The organism is Microvirga zambiensis WSM3693 (assembly GCF_016735695.1).
Classification (GTDB): Bacteria; Pseudomonadota; Alphaproteobacteria; order Rhizobiales; family Beijerinckiaceae; genus Microvirga; species Microvirga zambiensis.
The window spans coordinates 35,686-51,718 of the sequence record NZ_JAERQD010000011.1; the positions used below are offsets into that span (position 1 = coordinate 35,686).

At 62.1% G+C, this 16,033-nt stretch carries 16 protein-coding genes; 7 read left to right on the forward strand and 9 right to left on the reverse strand.

Translation table 11 applies throughout. The annotated features are described in order from the left end of the window. Positions 1-16: 16 nt before the first annotated feature. A complete protein-coding gene (locus JKL46_RS10725; protein ID WP_201832854.1) occupies positions 17-442 on the reverse strand; it encodes an OsmC family protein in 426 nt (141 codons plus the stop codon). Between the two features lie 141 nt (positions 443-583). After that, complete coding sequence (locus JKL46_RS10730) at positions 584-1,252, reverse strand: peroxiredoxin (RefSeq protein WP_201832679.1); 669 nt, start codon at positions 1,250-1,252, stop codon at positions 584-586. 625 nt (positions 1,253-1,877) lie between these two features. Here JKL46_RS10730 and JKL46_RS10735 point away from each other — a divergent pair. From JKL46_RS10735 to JKL46_RS10755, 5 genes are all read left to right on the forward strand, one after another. Further along, a complete protein-coding gene (locus tag JKL46_RS10735; protein ID WP_201832680.1) occupies positions 1,878-2,939 on the forward strand; it encodes a sulfate ABC transporter substrate-binding protein in 1,062 nt (353 codons plus the stop codon). Positions 2,940-2,941: 2 nt separating this feature from the next. Continuing rightward, positions 2,942-3,790, forward strand: coding sequence for a sulfate ABC transporter permease subunit CysT (gene cysT / locus JKL46_RS10740; RefSeq protein ID WP_201832681.1), 849 nt, complete (start codon positions 2,942-2,944; stop codon positions 3,788-3,790). Continuing rightward, positions 3,783-4,664 (forward strand): sulfate ABC transporter permease subunit CysW, encoded by an 882-nt coding sequence (cysW, locus tag JKL46_RS10745; RefSeq protein WP_201832683.1) that lies wholly within the window; start codon positions 3,783-3,785, stop codon positions 4,662-4,664. The genes cysT and cysW overlap by 8 nt, the downstream gene beginning before the upstream one ends. After that, a complete protein-coding gene (locus JKL46_RS10750; RefSeq protein ID WP_201832685.1) occupies positions 4,630-5,715 on the forward strand; it encodes a sulfate/molybdate ABC transporter ATP-binding protein in 1,086 nt (361 codons plus the stop codon). The genes cysW and JKL46_RS10750 overlap by 35 nt, the downstream gene beginning before the upstream one ends. Before the next feature lie 294 nt (positions 5,716-6,009). Next, positions 6,010-7,122: an endonuclease/exonuclease/phosphatase family protein gene (locus JKL46_RS10755; RefSeq protein ID WP_201832686.1), complete on the forward strand. Its 1,113-nt coding sequence runs from the start codon at positions 6,010-6,012 to the stop codon at positions 7,120-7,122. 289 nt (positions 7,123-7,411) lie between these two features. Here JKL46_RS10755 and JKL46_RS10760 read toward each other — a convergent pair whose 3' ends face one another. Then, a complete protein-coding gene (locus JKL46_RS10760) occupies positions 7,412-7,567 on the reverse strand; it encodes a DUF1127 domain-containing protein (RefSeq protein WP_201832687.1) in 156 nt (51 codons plus the stop codon). Positions 7,568-7,958: 391 nt separating this feature from the next. Here JKL46_RS10760 and JKL46_RS10765 point away from each other — a divergent pair, with 391 nt between their 5' ends. Beyond that, the gene (locus JKL46_RS10765; RefSeq protein ID WP_201832688.1) at positions 7,959-8,240 is read left to right on the forward strand and encodes an Rdx family protein; all 282 of its coding nucleotides are present in this window, start codon (positions 7,959-7,961) and stop codon (positions 8,238-8,240) included. A gap of 76 nt (positions 8,241-8,316) precedes the next feature. Here JKL46_RS10765 and nadC read toward each other — a convergent pair whose 3' ends face one another. The 4 genes from nadC to JKL46_RS10785 all read right to left on the reverse strand — a co-directional run bounded on the left by nadC (position 8,317) and on the right by JKL46_RS10785 (position 12,948). Continuing rightward, entirely contained in the window at positions 8,317-9,201 is an 885-nt protein-coding gene (gene nadC, locus JKL46_RS10770) for a carboxylating nicotinate-nucleotide diphosphorylase (protein WP_201832689.1), read from the reverse strand. Continuing rightward, on the reverse strand, positions 9,198-10,796 hold the full coding sequence (locus JKL46_RS10775; RefSeq protein ID WP_201832690.1) for an L-aspartate oxidase: 1,599 nt from the start codon (positions 10,794-10,796) through the stop codon (positions 9,198-9,200). Before JKL46_RS10775 ends, nadC begins: the two co-directional genes overlap by 4 nt. Before the next feature lie 9 nt (positions 10,797-10,805). Next, on the reverse strand, positions 10,806-11,804 hold the full coding sequence (gene nadA / locus JKL46_RS10780) for a quinolinate synthase NadA (protein ID WP_201832691.1): 999 nt from the start codon (positions 11,802-11,804) through the stop codon (positions 10,806-10,808). Between the two features lie 157 nt (positions 11,805-11,961). Further along, entirely contained in the window at positions 11,962-12,948 is a 987-nt protein-coding gene (locus JKL46_RS10785) for an NUDIX hydrolase (RefSeq protein ID WP_201832692.1), read from the reverse strand. Between the two features lie 1,302 nt (positions 12,949-14,250). Between JKL46_RS10785 and JKL46_RS10790 the strand changes: the two genes are divergently transcribed. Beyond that, positions 14,251-14,433 (forward strand): PLC family EF-hand domain-containing protein, encoded by a 183-nt coding sequence (locus JKL46_RS10790; protein WP_201832694.1) that lies wholly within the window; start codon positions 14,251-14,253, stop codon positions 14,431-14,433. A gap of 96 nt (positions 14,434-14,529) precedes the next feature. Here the strand turns inward: JKL46_RS10790 and JKL46_RS10795 are convergent, their stop codons facing one another. Together JKL46_RS10795 and JKL46_RS10800 are read right to left on the reverse strand one after the other, a co-directional pair. Continuing rightward, positions 14,530-15,297 (reverse strand): ABC transporter ATP-binding protein, encoded by a 768-nt coding sequence (locus JKL46_RS10795; protein ID WP_201832695.1) that lies wholly within the window; start codon positions 15,295-15,297, stop codon positions 14,530-14,532. Beyond that, the gene (locus tag JKL46_RS10800) at positions 15,285-16,028 is read right to left on the reverse strand and encodes an ABC transporter permease (protein WP_201832696.1); all 744 of its coding nucleotides are present in this window, start codon (positions 16,026-16,028) and stop codon (positions 15,285-15,287) included. Before JKL46_RS10800 ends, JKL46_RS10795 begins: the two co-directional genes overlap by 13 nt. Positions 16,029-16,033: the final 5 nt, after the last annotated feature.

Consider the following 16,033-nt stretch of genomic DNA (forward strand, 5'->3'; position numbering starts at 1 on the left):
CGAGGGTCCTGAACAATTAAGTGGCGAGACGAGGATCGACGGTCCAGGAGTGCGTGATGTCCGCAACCTGGCCCAGCATGATGGATGCGGAGCAATACTTGTCCTTGGACAGCTGGATGGCCCGCTCGACCTTCTCGGGCGAGAGCCCCTGTCCTGAAAGCCGGTACGTGAGGTGAAGCGATGTGAACACCTTCGGGTCCGTCTGCGCCCGCTCGGCGTCGACCTCAACCACGCAATCGGTCACGGGCTCACGACCACGTTTCAGGATGAGCACCACGTCGAAGGCCGTGCAGCCAGCCAATCCCAGCAGCATGAGTTCCATGGGCCGGATGCCGACATTGCGGCCCCCGTTCTCCGGCGCGCCGTCCAGCACGATGGCGTGCCCGCTCCCGGATTCGCCGATAAACATCATGCCCTCGACCCAGGACACCCGCGCTTTCATGCTGGTCATTTCTTTTCCTTGGATATGCGCATCGGCCAACGTGGCCGATCGCGCATTTGGGCGCCGCCCGCAATCACGCTGGCGGCGCCCCTGTTCGGAGCAACGGGTATTTGCCCCTTGCTACGCACGTGAGATCGCAGATCAGTTCGCCTTGGCGGGCTGCGCCACGATGCGCAGATAAGGCTTCGGCGCCTTCCAGCCCCCCGGATACAGGGTCTTGGCTTCCTCGTCCGAAACCGAGCCAGCGATGATGACGTCGTCGCCCTGCTTCCAGTTCGCCGGGGTGGCGACCCGATGCTGAGCTGTCAGCTGCAGCGAGTCGATGACCCGGATCACTTCATCGAAGTTGCGGCCGGTGGTCATGGGATAGACCAGGACCAGCTTGATCTTCTTGTCGGGACCGATGATGAAGACATTGCGCACCGTCTGGTTGTCGGCGGCTGTCCTCCCCTCGGATGTTTCGCCCGCCTCGGCCGGAAGCATGCCATAAAGCTTGGAGATCTTCAGGTCGGAGTCGCCGATGATGGGATAATTGACGGCCGCGCCTTGCGTCTCTTCGATGTCGCGCGCCCAGGCTTCGTGCTTCTCCACAGGATCGACGGAGAAGCCGACGACCTTCACCCCGCGGCGATCAAATTCAGGCTTGAGGCGAGCCACCTCTCCCAGTTCCGTCGTGCAGACGGGCGTGAAATTCTTCGGATGCGAGAACAGAACCGCCCAGGAATCACCGATCCAGTCATGGAAGCGGATCGGGCCCTCGGTCGTCACCGTCTCGAAATCAGGGGCCGTCTGGCCGATTTGAAGTGTCATGGCAGTGATCTCTCTCCGTTACGCGTGGATTGGTCGCTGCATGTGCAAGGCAGGGTGCAATCGATTGGTCCGATCACGTGTGTTTCATCGCTTCGCTACCAGTCACGCGGCACACGCGACCGATCCTGATCTCGACTTCAGCGGTGTGATGCGCGGGAAATCGGGTCGGACGCTCACTCGAAGCGGCGTATGCAGTGACTGGCAGGATCGAAATGTCGCGCAGACGGTGCATCAAGTCAATGGAATGTTCGTTTTATAGAACATCACGCGATAAAAGAGTTTGCTAGAAGGGGCTTCGTTTAAAGAAGAATCTTCTACTCGTACCTCTGCCAGCGATTTTGGGCATTAAACAAGGCCCTCGCCGCAAGTGCTCAGCCAAATAAAAATGAACCCCACGAAAATACCGCAGAGCCTAGCACAAACATACTGCGCCGCGGCGGATACAGGAAAACATCATCCTCTGAACACGCACCGCTATACTACGAAAGAACATCATACGGAGCGCAATCCGCAAAGTAATTGCCTTAGGGGATTTGACACGCGTTCTTTTTAGCGGATATTTCTGCCCTTGTCTGAGAGCCATTGATAGCTTGCTCTCGCTTCAATCATGGCCCGGGAGGGTAGAATGCAAGGCAATGTTCTATACGTCGCTGGAGTGAAAAAACATTCTCCGTTGCGGTCCCTTCTGCCGGCTATCGGTTTGGCGGTCATAGGCTGCTCGGGCCTTCTGACGCTCTCCAGCGCCGCATCGGCCCAGACGCAGTTGCTGAACGTCTCATACGATCCGACGCGGGAGCTCTACCGCGAGGTCAATCAGGCCTTTGCCGATGATTGGAAGGCCAAGACGGGTGAAACCGTCTCGATCCGGACGTCCCACGGCGGATCCGGCGCGCAGGCCCGTACGGTCATCGACGGCATCGACGCCGATGTGGTGACGCTCGGCATTCCGTCCGACATCGATGCCATTGCAAAGGCGACCAAGAAAATCCCGGCCGACTGGCGCAGCAAGCTGCCCAACAACGCGCTGCCTTACACCTCGACCGTCGTCTTCCTGGTCCGCAAGGGCAATCCGAAAGACATCAAGGACTGGGACGACCTTGTAAAGCCCGGCGTCCAGGTGATCACGCCCAATCCCAAAACCTCCGCGGGTGGCCGCTGGAACTTCCTGGCCGCCTGGGGTTATGCGCAGACCAAGGACGGCAGTGGCGACAAGGCGAAGGAATTCGTCACCGCCCTCTACAAGAACGTGCCGGTGCTCGATACGGGTGCCCGCGGATCGACCGTGACCTTCGCCCAGCGCGGTCTTGGGGATGTTCTGCCGGCTTGGGAGAACGAAGCCTTCCTGGTCCTCGACGAATTCGGACGTGACAAGTTCGAGATCGTGGTGCCGACGCTGTCGATCCTGGCCGAGCCACCGGTCGCTCTCGTCGCGGGCAATGTCGATGGCAAGGGAACGCGCAAGGTCGCCGAGGCCTTCCTTAGCTTCCTCTACACCGACAAGGCGCAGGCGATTTTTGCCAAGCATCATTACCGCCCGAGCAAGGCCGAAGCCGCCAAGCCCGAGGATCTCGCGGTTCTGCCGAACTTGAAGCTGTTCACGATCGAGTCGCTCCAGGGCAACTGGGACGACATTCAGAAGAACAATTTCGACTCGGGCGGGCTTTTCGATCAGATCAGCAAGCGCTGACCATGAGGCCTGCACTGTCTCTGCGCCTCAAACAATCGAGCGTGCTGCCGGGCTTCGGCGTCACGCTCGGCTACACGCTGCTTTACCTTGGACTGCTGGTGTTGCTGCCCCTCGGCGCTCTGGTGGTCAAGGCCTCAGGAATTGGGATCGCCGGGATTGCGGCAACGGCCACTGAGCCTCGGGTCGCTGCGGCCCTCAAAACGAGTTTCGGCATTTCGCTGCTTGCCGCCGGCGTCGCTTCGCTCTTCGGCCTCCTGACCGCCTGGGTTCTCAGCCGATACGATTTTCCGGGCCGCAAGCTCATCGATGCCATTGTCGATTTGCCCTTTGCCCTCCCAACGGCTGTTGCGGGCATTGCCCTTGCCGCTCTTTACGCACCAAACGGCTGGGTGGGATCGCTGCTTGAGCCTTTGGGTCTCAAGGTGGCCTATACGCCGTTGGGCATCTTCATCGCCTTGGTCTTCATTGGGCTGCCTTTCGCCGTCCGGACCGTGCAGCCGCTGATCGCTGAGATCGAAGGCGAGCTGGAGGAGGCCTCGGCCACCCTCGGTGCGTCGCGCTGGCGCACCCTTTGGAGCATTCTCCTGCCTCCGCTTCTTCCCGGCGTGCTGACAGGCTTTGCACTGGCCTTCGCCCGCGCGGTCGGAGAATACGGATCCGTGATCTTCATTGCCGGAAACCTGCCCTATGTCTCCGAAATCGCTCCGCTGCTGATCGTGATCAAGCTGTCGGAATACGATTATACCGGCGCGACGGTGATCGCGACCATCATGCTGGCGATCTCGTTCTCAGTGCTTTTGTTGATCAACCTGCTTCAGGCTTGGAGCCGCAGGAGGTTCGGTCATGTCTGATCTTTCTGCCGCTCTCGTGCTAACGGATTCACCGCAGCAGAGCGTCGTGACCGAGAGTAAGCTCATTCGGCGTCTAGCTATCTCGATTGCCCTCGTCTTCCTGCTTCTGTTCCTGGTGTTGCCGCTCGTCGTCGTCTTCGTGGAAGCCTTCAGGCGAGGGCTCGCCGGCTTTCTTGCCGCGTTTCAGGAGGCGGACGCGCTGGCTGCCATCCAGCTGACGTTGACGGTTGCGGCCATCGCGGTCCCGGCGAACCTCGTCTTTGGCCTTGCGGCTTCCTGGGCGATCGCCAAGTTCGAGTTCAAGGGCAAGAGCCTGCTGATCACCCTGATCGACCTGCCGTTCTCGGTCTCGCCCGTCGTATCCGGCCTGATCTACCTGCTTCTTTTCGGCGCCCAGGGCCTGTTCGGACCTTGGCTCATGGCGCATGGCATCAAGATCGCCTTCGCGCTCCCGGGCATCGTGCTTGCCACCATCTTCGTGACTTTTCCCTTCGTGGCACGGCAGCTCATCCCGCTCATGCAGGAGCAGGGGACCGCGGAAGAAGAGGCCGCCCTGACGCTGGGCGCAAGCGGGTGGCGCACCTTCCTCACTGTGACGCTGCCCAACATCAAATGGGGACTGCTCTACGGCGTCCTGCTCTGCAACGCCCGCGCCATGGGCGAGTTCGGCGCCGTGTCCGTCGTCTCGGGACACATCCGCGGCCTGACCAACACCATCCCGCTTCATGTGGAGATTCTCTACAATGAGTACAACTTCGTTGCGGCGTTTGCCGTCGCCTCGCTCCTCGCAAGTCTCGCCCTCGTCACATTGGCGCTCAAGTCATTTCTCGAGTGGCGCCATGGCGCCGATCTCGCCGGTGGCACCCATCGCTGAGCAGGGCCAGGCAGTCGACATCCGCGTCGCCGGCGTGACGAAAGCGTTCGCAGGTTCGGCCGCGCTGCACGACATCGACCTGACCGTGAGGCCCGGGGAGCTCTTGGCACTGCTTGGACCATCCGGATCCGGAAAGACGACGCTTTTGCGCATTATCGCGGGATTGGCGCAGGCGGATCGCGGCCAGGTCTTCTTCGGTGGATTGGATGCCACCACCTTTCCCGTGCAGAAGCGTCAGGTTGGCTTCGTCTTCCAGCATTATGCCCTGTTTAAGCACATGAGCGTTGCCGACAACATTGGTTATGGGCTGCGGGTGCGCGAGCGGACGAACCGTCCGTCCAAGACCGAGATCCGGCGCCGTATCTCGGAATTGCTCGATCTGGTCCAACTCTCCGGCTACGAGAACCGGTTCCCGGCACAGCTCTCCGGCGGGCAGCGTCAGCGGGTCGCCCTGGCCCGCGCGCTGGCCGTCGAGCCGCGGGTCCTCTTGCTCGACGAGCCCTTCGGCGCCCTCGACGCCAAGGTGCGCAAGGATCTTCGCGCGTGGCTGCGCGACATCCACGAGCGCACGGGCAAGACAACGGTCTTCGTCACGCACGATCAGGACGAAGCCCTCGAGCTGGCGGACCGGGTCGCGGTCCTCAATCAAGGAAGGCTGGAACAGGTCGGGAGCCCCGACGAGGTGCAGGATCATCCCGCAACGCCGTTTGTGATGACCTTCCTCGGCCAAGCCGTCCGCTTTTCCGCAGACATCCGAGACGGGAGGGTGCTGGTGAACGGAAAGCTTGTTTCTGTCGCGGCCCCGAGATCAACCATTGGACTCGCGAGCCTCTATTGCCGGCCATGGCATCTGAAGCCCGTGCAGGCCGGCCATGGACATCATCAAGGTCTCATCACTGGCGTTCGACGCCTTGGGTCCATGCGCCGGATCGAGGTGACGCAAGCGGATGGGACGAGGCTCGAGATCGAGGCTCCTCTCGCGACCAACCTGAGGGTTGGCGAGGAGATCGGCCTCGACATTCAGGACGGTGTGATCTTCCGGGAAGGTTGACGGCTGGTATCAGGCGTTGGCTGGAGCCATGCTGACAGGTCGGGCGAGATGCGCACGCCCGCCTCCTGACGTGACATCGAACCTGCCATTTCCTGCCATCCTCAAGCTGTAACTTGATGTCGGCTGGGGCGACAAGCGGCACTCGCTCGTCGGGATTCCTGTCGCGGGTACTGCGCGACTTCGATCAGTCGCAGTCCCAATGCGGATGACGTACCCATCTCCACTGCTCGCGTGGACTGTCGTGCCTTTGAAATGTAACCCTGCTATCATCGTGCCAAGCGTTGGGGGGATTGCATGCGCCTTGCCGTGTACAATGTCGAAAACCTCTTCGATCGTGCAAAGGCGATGAACCTCGACAGCTGGGCGGACGGGCGGCCCGTGCTGGAGCGCTTTGCCGCGCTGAGCGGCCTGCTCGGGCAGGTCACCTACAGCAATGCCGACAAGGCGAAGATCGCCAAACTGGTCAGCGCGCTGGGGATGGAAAAATCCGACACGGGTCCATTCGTCATCCTGCGCCGGAATCGGGGTGGCTTGCTCAAGCGGCCCAAGGCGGGTGGCCTTGAGGTCATCGCGAACGGCCGTGCCGATTGGGTCGGCTCCCTGGAACTGCGGGAAGAGCCGATCAATGAGCACTCCATGCGCAATACCGCGCGTGTGATGGTGGACCTTGAGGCGGACGTACTCGGTGTCGTCGAGGCGGAAAGCCGTCCGGTACTCTCGGCCTTCAATCGCGAGATCCTACCAGCGGTCGGGGGCACGCCGTTCCGGCACGTCATGGTGATTGACGGCAATGATGAACGCGGAATCGACGTTGGCCTGATGACCCGCAAGGGCTACCCGATCGGCTCGATGCGCAGCCATGTCGACGATTGCACGGCTGACGGCGAAACCATATTTTCACGCGATTGCCCGGAGTTCGAAATTACAACGCCCAAGGGCGCGCGGTTGGTCGTCATGGTCAACCATCTCAAGAGCAAGGGTTATGGCAAGAAGGACGTGTCGGATGCGAAGCGCAAGGCGCAGGCGACCCGCGTCGCAAAGATCTACAAGGACTTGATCGGCCAGGGCGTCAAATACATTGCGGTGATTGGCGACCTCAACGACATTCCGACGAGTGGTCCGCTCAAGCCACTGATCGACAGCACATCGCTGACGGACATCTTCAAGCACGACGCCTTTGACGACGGCGGCTATCCGGGCACCTATGGCGGCTCTACGGATTCCAACAAGATTGACTACATTCTGCTGTCGCCGGCGCTCTACGCCAAGGTCAAGGCCGGCGGCGTGTTCCGCAAGGCGATGTGGCCGGGTGTGCGTCCGAAGAAGTGGGAAACTTATGAGGAGGTGGCCCGCCCCGAGGACGCGGGCTCGGACCACGCTGCGCTCTGGGTCGATCTCGACATTTGATCACCGCCGCGTCTGGCGGTCAGCCACCTCGATCTGCGGGTCTGCTCCTGCGCCGGGAACATCGTCGGCGCTTTCCGGACACCGCTTCGGGCCCTTGGCAAGGCCACGCCCGAGCGCTGTTACAAATGTCTCATAGCGTTTACCGGCCCTGGCGCGTTGCCAGCGCGCCTGGTTCAGGGAGCGCCGGTCTCGTGGCGAGCGCTCATGTCCTCTGTTTTCATCTCGGATCATTGATGCCGCAAGCGCCCGCTGAAGGCGGGCACCCATATCCATCTGGATCCATTCAGATTCAGATCCTGGCGTCGCTTCGCGCGACGCTCTCGATCTGAAAGCGCTTGATGCCCAGATCATCAAGTTCGTGATCAGAGAGTTTGGACAGTTCGTTGACGGTCGCGCGGTACGTCAAGTACGCGCGGACCTTCGCAAGAATGTGGGACACAAACATCTGGAGCTCCTATCGATGCGGGCACAGGATTTGCCATCGGGTATGGCGCGCGTGCGGTGCAACATACATACGCGTGCGATGCGAAACTAAGCACTGATGCTAAAAATGAGGCAGCCATGCTCACACTGCATGCTGATGTCATCATCCGTTCATCTGATGAATCCTGGGAGATCGAGGCGGCAGTCTCGAGAATGATATTCTCCGCCAAGTCTCTTTCCGATTGCCATGTCTGACTGCGCGGAGGTTAACGTTTCCCTTGGCGCGGGAGGTCATCATGTGGCTGGCCTCCTGTTTCTAACGACGGACCGGCGCAGCTCACAGGAGGAAGCGCAGGCGGACAGGGCTTTGACGCCTCTTGACGAGCGGCGCTGCAAGTTCTTGAAGTGGCATAATGGATCAGTCAGGCCCCAGGATCACTATCACCTGCTGTACGCAATGCCAGTGGCTCCTGCGCTCGGCCTGGCTTGCCCAGGAACTTCTCTCGACCTTCGGAACCGATCTTGGCGAAGTAGCCCTGGTTCCAGGCACAGGCGGAGTCTTTCAAATCCGCTACGAGGGCGAGATCATTTGGGACCGCAAAAACGACGGTGGTTTCCCCGAGGCCAAGGTCCTGAAGCAGCGCGTCCGCGACCAGTTGGATCCTGAACGCAGCCTCGGTCATAGTGACCGGTAGCCCTCGCCAGCGGCATCGGATGAGCCGCTGAAGTGCAGGGGCTCTTGTCTTTCCCTTAGAGCTCAGACCCGTCGAATCAGCAGCCTCTGGCCACATCGAGACCGAGATCGAGGATCGGCGCGCTGTGCGTGATCCAGCCGGTCGAGATCAGATCCACTCCCGAGGCTGCGATGGCAGGCGCCGTTGCAGCGGTGACCCGGCCCGAAGCTTCCGTAACGGCGCGCTTGTTCACCCGCCGCACCGCCTCTGAGAGGGTGTCGGGGCTCATGTTGTCGAGCAGGATCGCATCAGCGCCGACCTCCAGCACTTCATTCAGCTGGTCGAGCGTGTCGACTTCGATCTCGATCTTGACCAAATGGCCGACAGCCGCACGGGCCCGCTCCAGCGCCGGCCTGACGCCTCCGGCAATGGCGATGTGGTTGTCCTTGATCAGAACGGCATCGTCGAGCCCGAAGCGATGGTTGGCTCCTCCGCCAGCTCGGACAGCGTGCTTCTCGAGCGAGCGCAATCCCGGTGTTGTTTTGCGCGTGCAGACAATCCGCGCATGGCCATGGGGACGAATGGCATCGACAAGAGCGGCCGTTGCCGTTGCAATGCCCGACAGCTTGCAGAGCAGATTGAGGGCCACACGTTCTGCCGGGAGGATGCTCCGCGCTGGACCGTCCAGCCGTAGAACGGCCTCTCCTCGTTCCACCCGGCTGCCATCGGGCCGGTCAACAGATACCGTGACGGCGGGATCGATCAAGGTGAAGGCGAGTTGTGCCGCATCCACGCCCGCGACAACCCCTGGTTCCCGGGCCACGATGGCGCCACGCAGCCGGGCATCGGCCGGAATGACGGCATCAGTGGTGATGTCGCCGGCCCGACCGAGATCCTCGAGCAACGCGCCGCGCACGATCGGCTCCACCAGCAGGCGAGGAAGCGGAGACAAGACACCGTGGGTGGGGACAATCGGCTTCATGCAACTCTCCTGACAGCTGTCGCTGTGTCGTTGTCGATCTCAGCCGCGAGGCGCAGCGCCTGATCGAGGGTGATCTCGGTATGCTGTTCCGCCGTAAGTTCGGGATGGTCGAGCCGCTGATGAGCACCCCGGCTCTCGCTCCGGCTATAGGCCGACACGGTTATCAGCAGGCCGACCATTGCAGCGGCGTGGACCTCTGCCGCGCGCCCAGTGCGCAAGTACGTACGCAAGCGACCGATAGCGCCCTGCAATCCAGCCTTGTCGCGCAGAACGCCGACCTGTTGGTCCATGATCGACCGGATTTGCAGCAGGTCGGGAGATTGCTGACGAACGGCAGGCCGATGCTGCCCACCAAGAAACGGTGAGGCTGGCCGTTCCATTAGCCTCTGGACTGACTTTCCTTTGATATCCTCAGCCGCCCAGGCAGCGTAGGTGAGTGCTTCAAGGAGCGAGTTGCTCGCCAGGCGGTTTGCCCCGTGCAGGCCCGTCGAGGCGACCTCGCCACAGGCCCACAGGCCCTCAACGGAGCTGCGGCCGTGAGCGTCGACCTTGATCCCGCCCATGTGGTAATGAGCGGCCGGGCGCACCGGAATCGGGTCGCGCACCGGATCGATGCCTGTGGCCCGACAGAGCGCCGTAACTCCAGGGAATTTGTGGGTGATCTGCTCGCCGAGCACAGCGCGCGTATCAAGGAATACGCGCTCACCCGCACAGATCTGGGCAAAGCCCGCCCGGGCAACGACATCGCGAGGCGCCAGTTCCGCTCCGGGAATGTGCTGCATGAATCGCTCACCATGGCTGTTGACCAGCGTTGCGCCTTCGCCGCGTAAGGCTTCGGTGGCAAGCGGCATAGGATCAAGGCCAGCCGCAATGGCGGTGGGATGGAATTGGACGAACTCAAGATCGCGCAGAACCGCGCCCGCACCGGCTGCGAGCGCCAGCCCGCCTCCCACCGCGCTCAAAGGATTGGTGGTGTGCGCGTAGAGCCCGCCGATCCCCCCTGTGGCCAGCACCACGGCCCGGCTCGGGATCAAGATTGGCTCACGGCCGCCTTCGGCATCTCTCTGCATGCAGAACACACCGGCCACCGCGCCATGGGCGTCGAGCGCCAGATCGGTGACGCGGTGGTCCTCCAAAACCTGAATGGAGGGAGCCTTCCTGACGGCACGGATGAGGGCGTCCAGAACACATCGGCCGGTTCCATCCCCTTCCGCATGCACGATCCGCCGGCGTGAGTGGGCAGCTTCCAGCCCCAGGACCAAGCTGTCCTCGGACGCGGTTCGATCAAAACGGGTACCCTGGGCCAACAGCCACGCAATGCAGGCCGGGGCGGCGGCCGCCACACGGGCGGCAACATCAGGGTCGCTCAGGCCCGTGCCCGCCTGCAGCGTGTCGGCAGCGTGCAGGGCAGGGTGGTCATCGTCCCCAAGGGCTGCCGCAATCCCACCCTGCGCCAAGGCCGTGGCAGCGTCGTGTCCAAGAGGCGAGGCCACAAGCAGGGTCACGGGCAGCGGCGCCAAATGCAGGGCTGTCGCCAGTCCTGCGATGCCGCCACCCACGACCACAACGCGATCGCGCGGATAGGCTGTCGTCATGGCCAGTCCTCAGCGCACAGCGAGCATGCGCTCGACCGCCAGTCGGGCGCGCTCGGCCACGGCCGGGTCGATGGTGACCTCGTGCCGGCGTTGCTCCAGCGCCTGCCGGATCTTGGGCAGGGTGATCCGCTTCATGTGCGGGCACAGGTTGCAGGGCCGCACGAACTCGACCTCCGGATACAAAGCCGCCACGTTGTCGCTCATCGAGCACTCGGTCACGAGGGCCACCCGCGCCGGGCGGTTCTCGCCAACGTAGTCCGCCATGCCGGCGGTCGACCCGGCATAGTCGGCTTCTGCCACCACCTCCGGCGGCGCCTCCGGGTGGGCCAGCACCACCACATCCGGATAGCTCTGACGCACTTCCCGAATGTCATCGGCGGTGAAGCGCTCGTGGACCTCGCAGTGGCCGGCCCAGGTAATGATGTCGATTCCAGGCACCAAGGCGGCGGTGTTCTGGGCCAGGAACTCGTCCGGCAACATAATGACCCGGTCAACGCCCAGCGACTCGATCACCTTATTGGCATTTCCTGAGGTGCAGCAGATGTCCGATTCCGCCTTCACGGCGGCGGAGGTGTTGACATAGGTAACCACAGGCACGCCCGGGTAGCGCGCCCGCAACTGGCGCACATCCTCGGCCGTGATCGACTCGGCCAGCGAACAGCCGGCCTCGGCATCCGGGATCAGCACGGTCTTGCCCGGATTGAGAAGTTTCGCGGTCTCGGCCATGAAATGCACGCCAGCGACCACAATCACGTCGGCGTTGGTGTTCACGGCTTCACGGGCCAGGGCCAGGCTGTCGCCGACGATGTCGCCCACGGTGTGGAAGATCTCAGGTGTCTGGTAGTTGTGGGCCAGGATGACGGCATTGTGCTGGCGCTTGAGGGCAAGGATGGCCTCAATGTCGTCAGCGAAGACCGGCCACTCGATCGCCGGAACGTGATGCCGCACGCGGGCGTAGAGGTCAGGCAACGGCAGGGATCCAGACGCAAACGAAGCAGCAACGGACATTGCGATCTCCTATGCTCACGGCGAGCATTAATAAATCGTACTTATACTCATTTGCAGCATTATACGGCTACAAGAAAGCCGGCTGGATAGCCGGCATATGACTTATGCTAGACACGAGTATAAGCGGGCGTCAACCCAAAATCTGCTTCAACAGCGCTCACCGTAAGCGGGGCAGCTTCACGCCTGGGGCAGGACGCTCGACCAAGACCTCGCGCCGGAAGCGGACCAGCCGGGCCGGGCGTCCACCCGTCTCGCCTGTGACCTCGCCGGTTTCCTCGACCAAACCCTGCGCCTCGACCAGACGACGGAAGTTCTGCTTATGCAGTCGGACGCCGGACAGGGCCTCAACCGTCTTTTGCAGCTCCAGCAGCGTGAACGAGGCCGGCATCAGTTCGAAGATCACCGGCCGGTACTTGATCTTGCCGCGCAGGCGGCCGATGGCCGTCGCGAGAATGCGCCGATGATCGAGCGCCATCGGCTGACCGGGCGCAAGCCGCGCCTTCGCAGAGCCGGCCGGCGGTGCCTCGCGCCGAGCCTCAGGCACGAGGCCAGCCTCAAACAGCAGTTCGTAGCGCTCCAGCACCCGCTCGTCGGTCCAGTCTCCTGCCTCAAATGCGAATGTGAGCTCGATACGTTCTTCCCGAAACGAGCGGAGGGATTTACCGCCGGCCTTGGCCCAAGCCTTCAAGGCCGGTTCGATGACCGTGAGCGCTCTGGGTCGGCCATCACGCCAATCCTCCCACGGAAGATAGGCGTACCAGTTCCGCCAGGCGGCATGCGCCATTCCGGCGGGACGGGCTTCGCGTACGAGCGCCAGATAGGCAATCGACAGGGTATGCCCGGCTCGCAGGTCATGGGCCTCGGCCCGATCCCGGTCACCGAAGGTGTAAAGCTGTTCAACATAGCCGAGGGTGAGTTGCGTCTGCTCGGCCACCCACGTTCTCAGCCCCATCTCCAGGGTCCGGTGCTGCGACTGCAAGGGCCCAGAGGGCAGGGAGTCGAGCCGCTGCTGCTCAAAATGGACGGTGAGCACCCGCGGCTCGTCCGGCGTGGCCGCCATGATGGCGGCACTGAGATCGACTGACAATGCAGCAGCAGACTGTGACGGAGACTTCAGTTGCCGGGAGGAGGGTGGGGACGCCATGGATACTCAACGTGGCACGGAGTGACAGATTCAACGAACAGCCTCAGTACCATATCAGCCGCGTTCCGCGTGACCAACTGCGTGCTCGGGGACAGGATCGTCAGGTTTGCTCTGCGGTGGCCAGCCCGCGGCCTCTCGCTCCCGTTCTTCATCATTCAGGACCGGCTGACTTGGCTGCCCGGCTTCGGGCCATTGGCGCCGACGTGCATCCTCATTGTCATGTTTCGCGGTTTCGCGTGGTGATGCCTCCTGTGACAGCTCTCCCGGTGGAGCGATCCAATGGGTGGGCGGTCTCCCCTGGTGCACTGATAGAGGGGCTCCCATTCTTAGCGCTGAAGCTCGTGTTAAACGTCTGGTTACTGTGACTTTCCTGGCACAACCTGACATAAAGGCTGGAAAGGAAGTTGCGTAAACGATTACATCCGTAAAACAGGATTTCTGGTTTGGCTGAGGAGTTGTAAGGAGCTTGCGCGATCAGCACCCTGCTGGGTCGCGACGGAGTGTCGTTCCTCCCACAACCTTGGGCTGCCGGCAACGGCAGCCCTTTTTGAACAGACGAGGTGCGAGAATGGCCTGCCAGAGTCAGAACCCGAGCCAACCCGATGATGGCCGCGGACCACCGCGAGCGGCCTGGCGTTGACCCGTCCAGGGTCTGACGCGATTTCCGACGAGCTGCGCGATGTCAAATTCTTCCTGTCCTGAACAAACGGAAGTCTTGGAGCACCGTGGCTATCAGATCCGACTGAGCCCGACCGGTGTGGAGTGGATCGCTTTCGTCGCATTACCGAAACAGCGCCCGACCCTGATCATGGCGCCCGATCGTGAGGCTGTGGTCGCAATCGCCCATGAGTGGATTGAGAAAGAGCTCCGAGTGTTGGGGAGATCCACATGATCTACAGCCTCGTCCAACTCGCACCCGGAGCTTATGACCTCCTCCTCGAGGATGAGATCGTCGGGAGTGTTGTGCGCAGCGGATCGCGTGGCAGCGATACGGTCTGGACGGCCGAACTGATGGACGATCGATCCGCGGGCAAGCGGCCCGCTCCCTTCACTGGAACTGAGCATTCGTTTCCAACACTTCAGGAATTATGCGCGTGGCTCGGTGATCCTGAGGTCAGGAGCAACATTGGGCGCAGTGCCACGCCTCGAAGCTCCTGAACACCCTGTGACGGGCTCCTACGTCGGTTCAGGATCCGACGGATAGCCAGCATATTCAGGGGCGGTGAGGGCCTAACGGGCTCGGGCTGGCAGGGCTCCTGATCGTTGCAGATTAGTCTTCAGCAAAGTTGATGAGAAGTGCCCGTGGTAGACTTCGATATTGTTGACCGTCTGAGAGCCGCATTGGACCGCGAGGGTAACCTTCCTCTCAAGGAGATCGAAGCTCTCCTGCTCGAAGCCAGCGAGACGATTGAGCTCCTTCGATCCCTGCTGGAGCCATGCGTGGAGGTCGAAGCAGAGAGCTTGGCAGCCAAGGGTGCCGTTTAGGCGATAGCCGAGCCCCTCCTGCAAGGAAAGGAGCGTGATCCTCAATCCGAACACGACACCAGCGCGCTCTGTCTCGGAAACGAGAGATACACGAGGTCAGATCATACCGCCGTCGGTGACGATATCGGAGGTCAGGCCGGCGCGCAGAGCCTTCGCGGTCTGTGCGAGGGTCACATCTTGACGCTGGCGCGGATGCGGGCTGGCGATGCGATGCTCCGCCACGATCCGCCCAGGGGACCCTGAGAGAACGATCACCCGGTCTGCCAAATACGTGGCCTCATCGATGTCATGGGTCACGAACAGGATCGTCTTGCCAGTCTTCTGCCAGATGCGAATGAGTTCGTCCTGAAGACTCTCGCGGGTAATGGCGTCGAGAGCCGAGAATGGCTCGTCCATGAGCAGAACTTCGGGCTGGACCGCGAGGGCCCGTGCCAGGGAGACACGCTGACGTTGCCCGCCCGACAGTTCATGGGGCCAACGCTGCGAAAGATGGCTTAAGCCCACGAAATCGAGCGCGCTCTGCGCCTTCGGCTTGCGCTCACGACGGGGTGTATGGGGATGTTCCAAACCGAAGGCGACATTGGCGATCACGCGGCGCCATGGCAGCAAACGGGAATCCTGGAACACGAAAGCCACAGGCCTCCGTTGCGGATTGGTCGCGATGACCCGCGCCGTGCCGGCGCTGGGACGTGCAAGTCCCGTCAGCACGCGGAGCAGGGTCGATTTGCCCACTCCAGAGGGCCCCACGATCGCGAGGAATTCGCCGCGGCGCACATCCAACGAGAGGCGGTCCAACACGGTGGTCTTCTGGCCGTCCCGCTCGAAGGCAAGCGAAAGGTCCCGGATCTCAATCACGCTTTCCATCGCAACAGCCATCCTTGCAGAGCCACGAAAGCCGTGTCGAAGAGCCCGTAAAGGGCTGCCATGGTCAGCATGTAAACCACGACCACATCGGTCGCGAGAAGGCTGGATGCCTGCATCATGCGTTGGCCGAGGCCGCTAACACCAAAGATCTCAGCCGCGACAACGGCCATCCAGGCCTGTCCCAGAGCGGTGCGCAGGCCCACCAGAATGCCGGGGGCGGCGGCCGGGAGCAGGATTTTCTGCAGGCGCCGCAAGCCGGAATGGAACCCGAAAGCTTCCGCCACTTCCACGAGATCGCGGTCCACCGTGCGCACAGCGCCGTGAGCTGCGAAGTAGACGATCCAGAACACGCCGACTGCGATGATGAACACGGCCGCCGGCGTGCTGACGCCGAACCAGATGATGGCGAATGGAACCCAGGCAAGTCCCGGGATGGGACGCAGTACGCGCACGATCCAGGCTGTGAAGCCTTCCGCCGACCGATACATACCGGTGACGATGCCGAGAGCGACCCCAAGTCCTGCACCGACGCTCAAGCCCGTGATGTAATGGCTGAGACTGCTGGCCACGGATGTCAGCCAGGCGCCGCTTGTGACTTCCTTCACAAAAGCAGCCGGGATCGCGCTGGGGCCGGGGAGCATTGCCGCGTTGACGAGACCCAGACGTGGAACGGCCTCCCACAACCCGAGAAAGATGAGGAGGCCAATACACGATAGCAGGAGAAGGCGCATCAAAG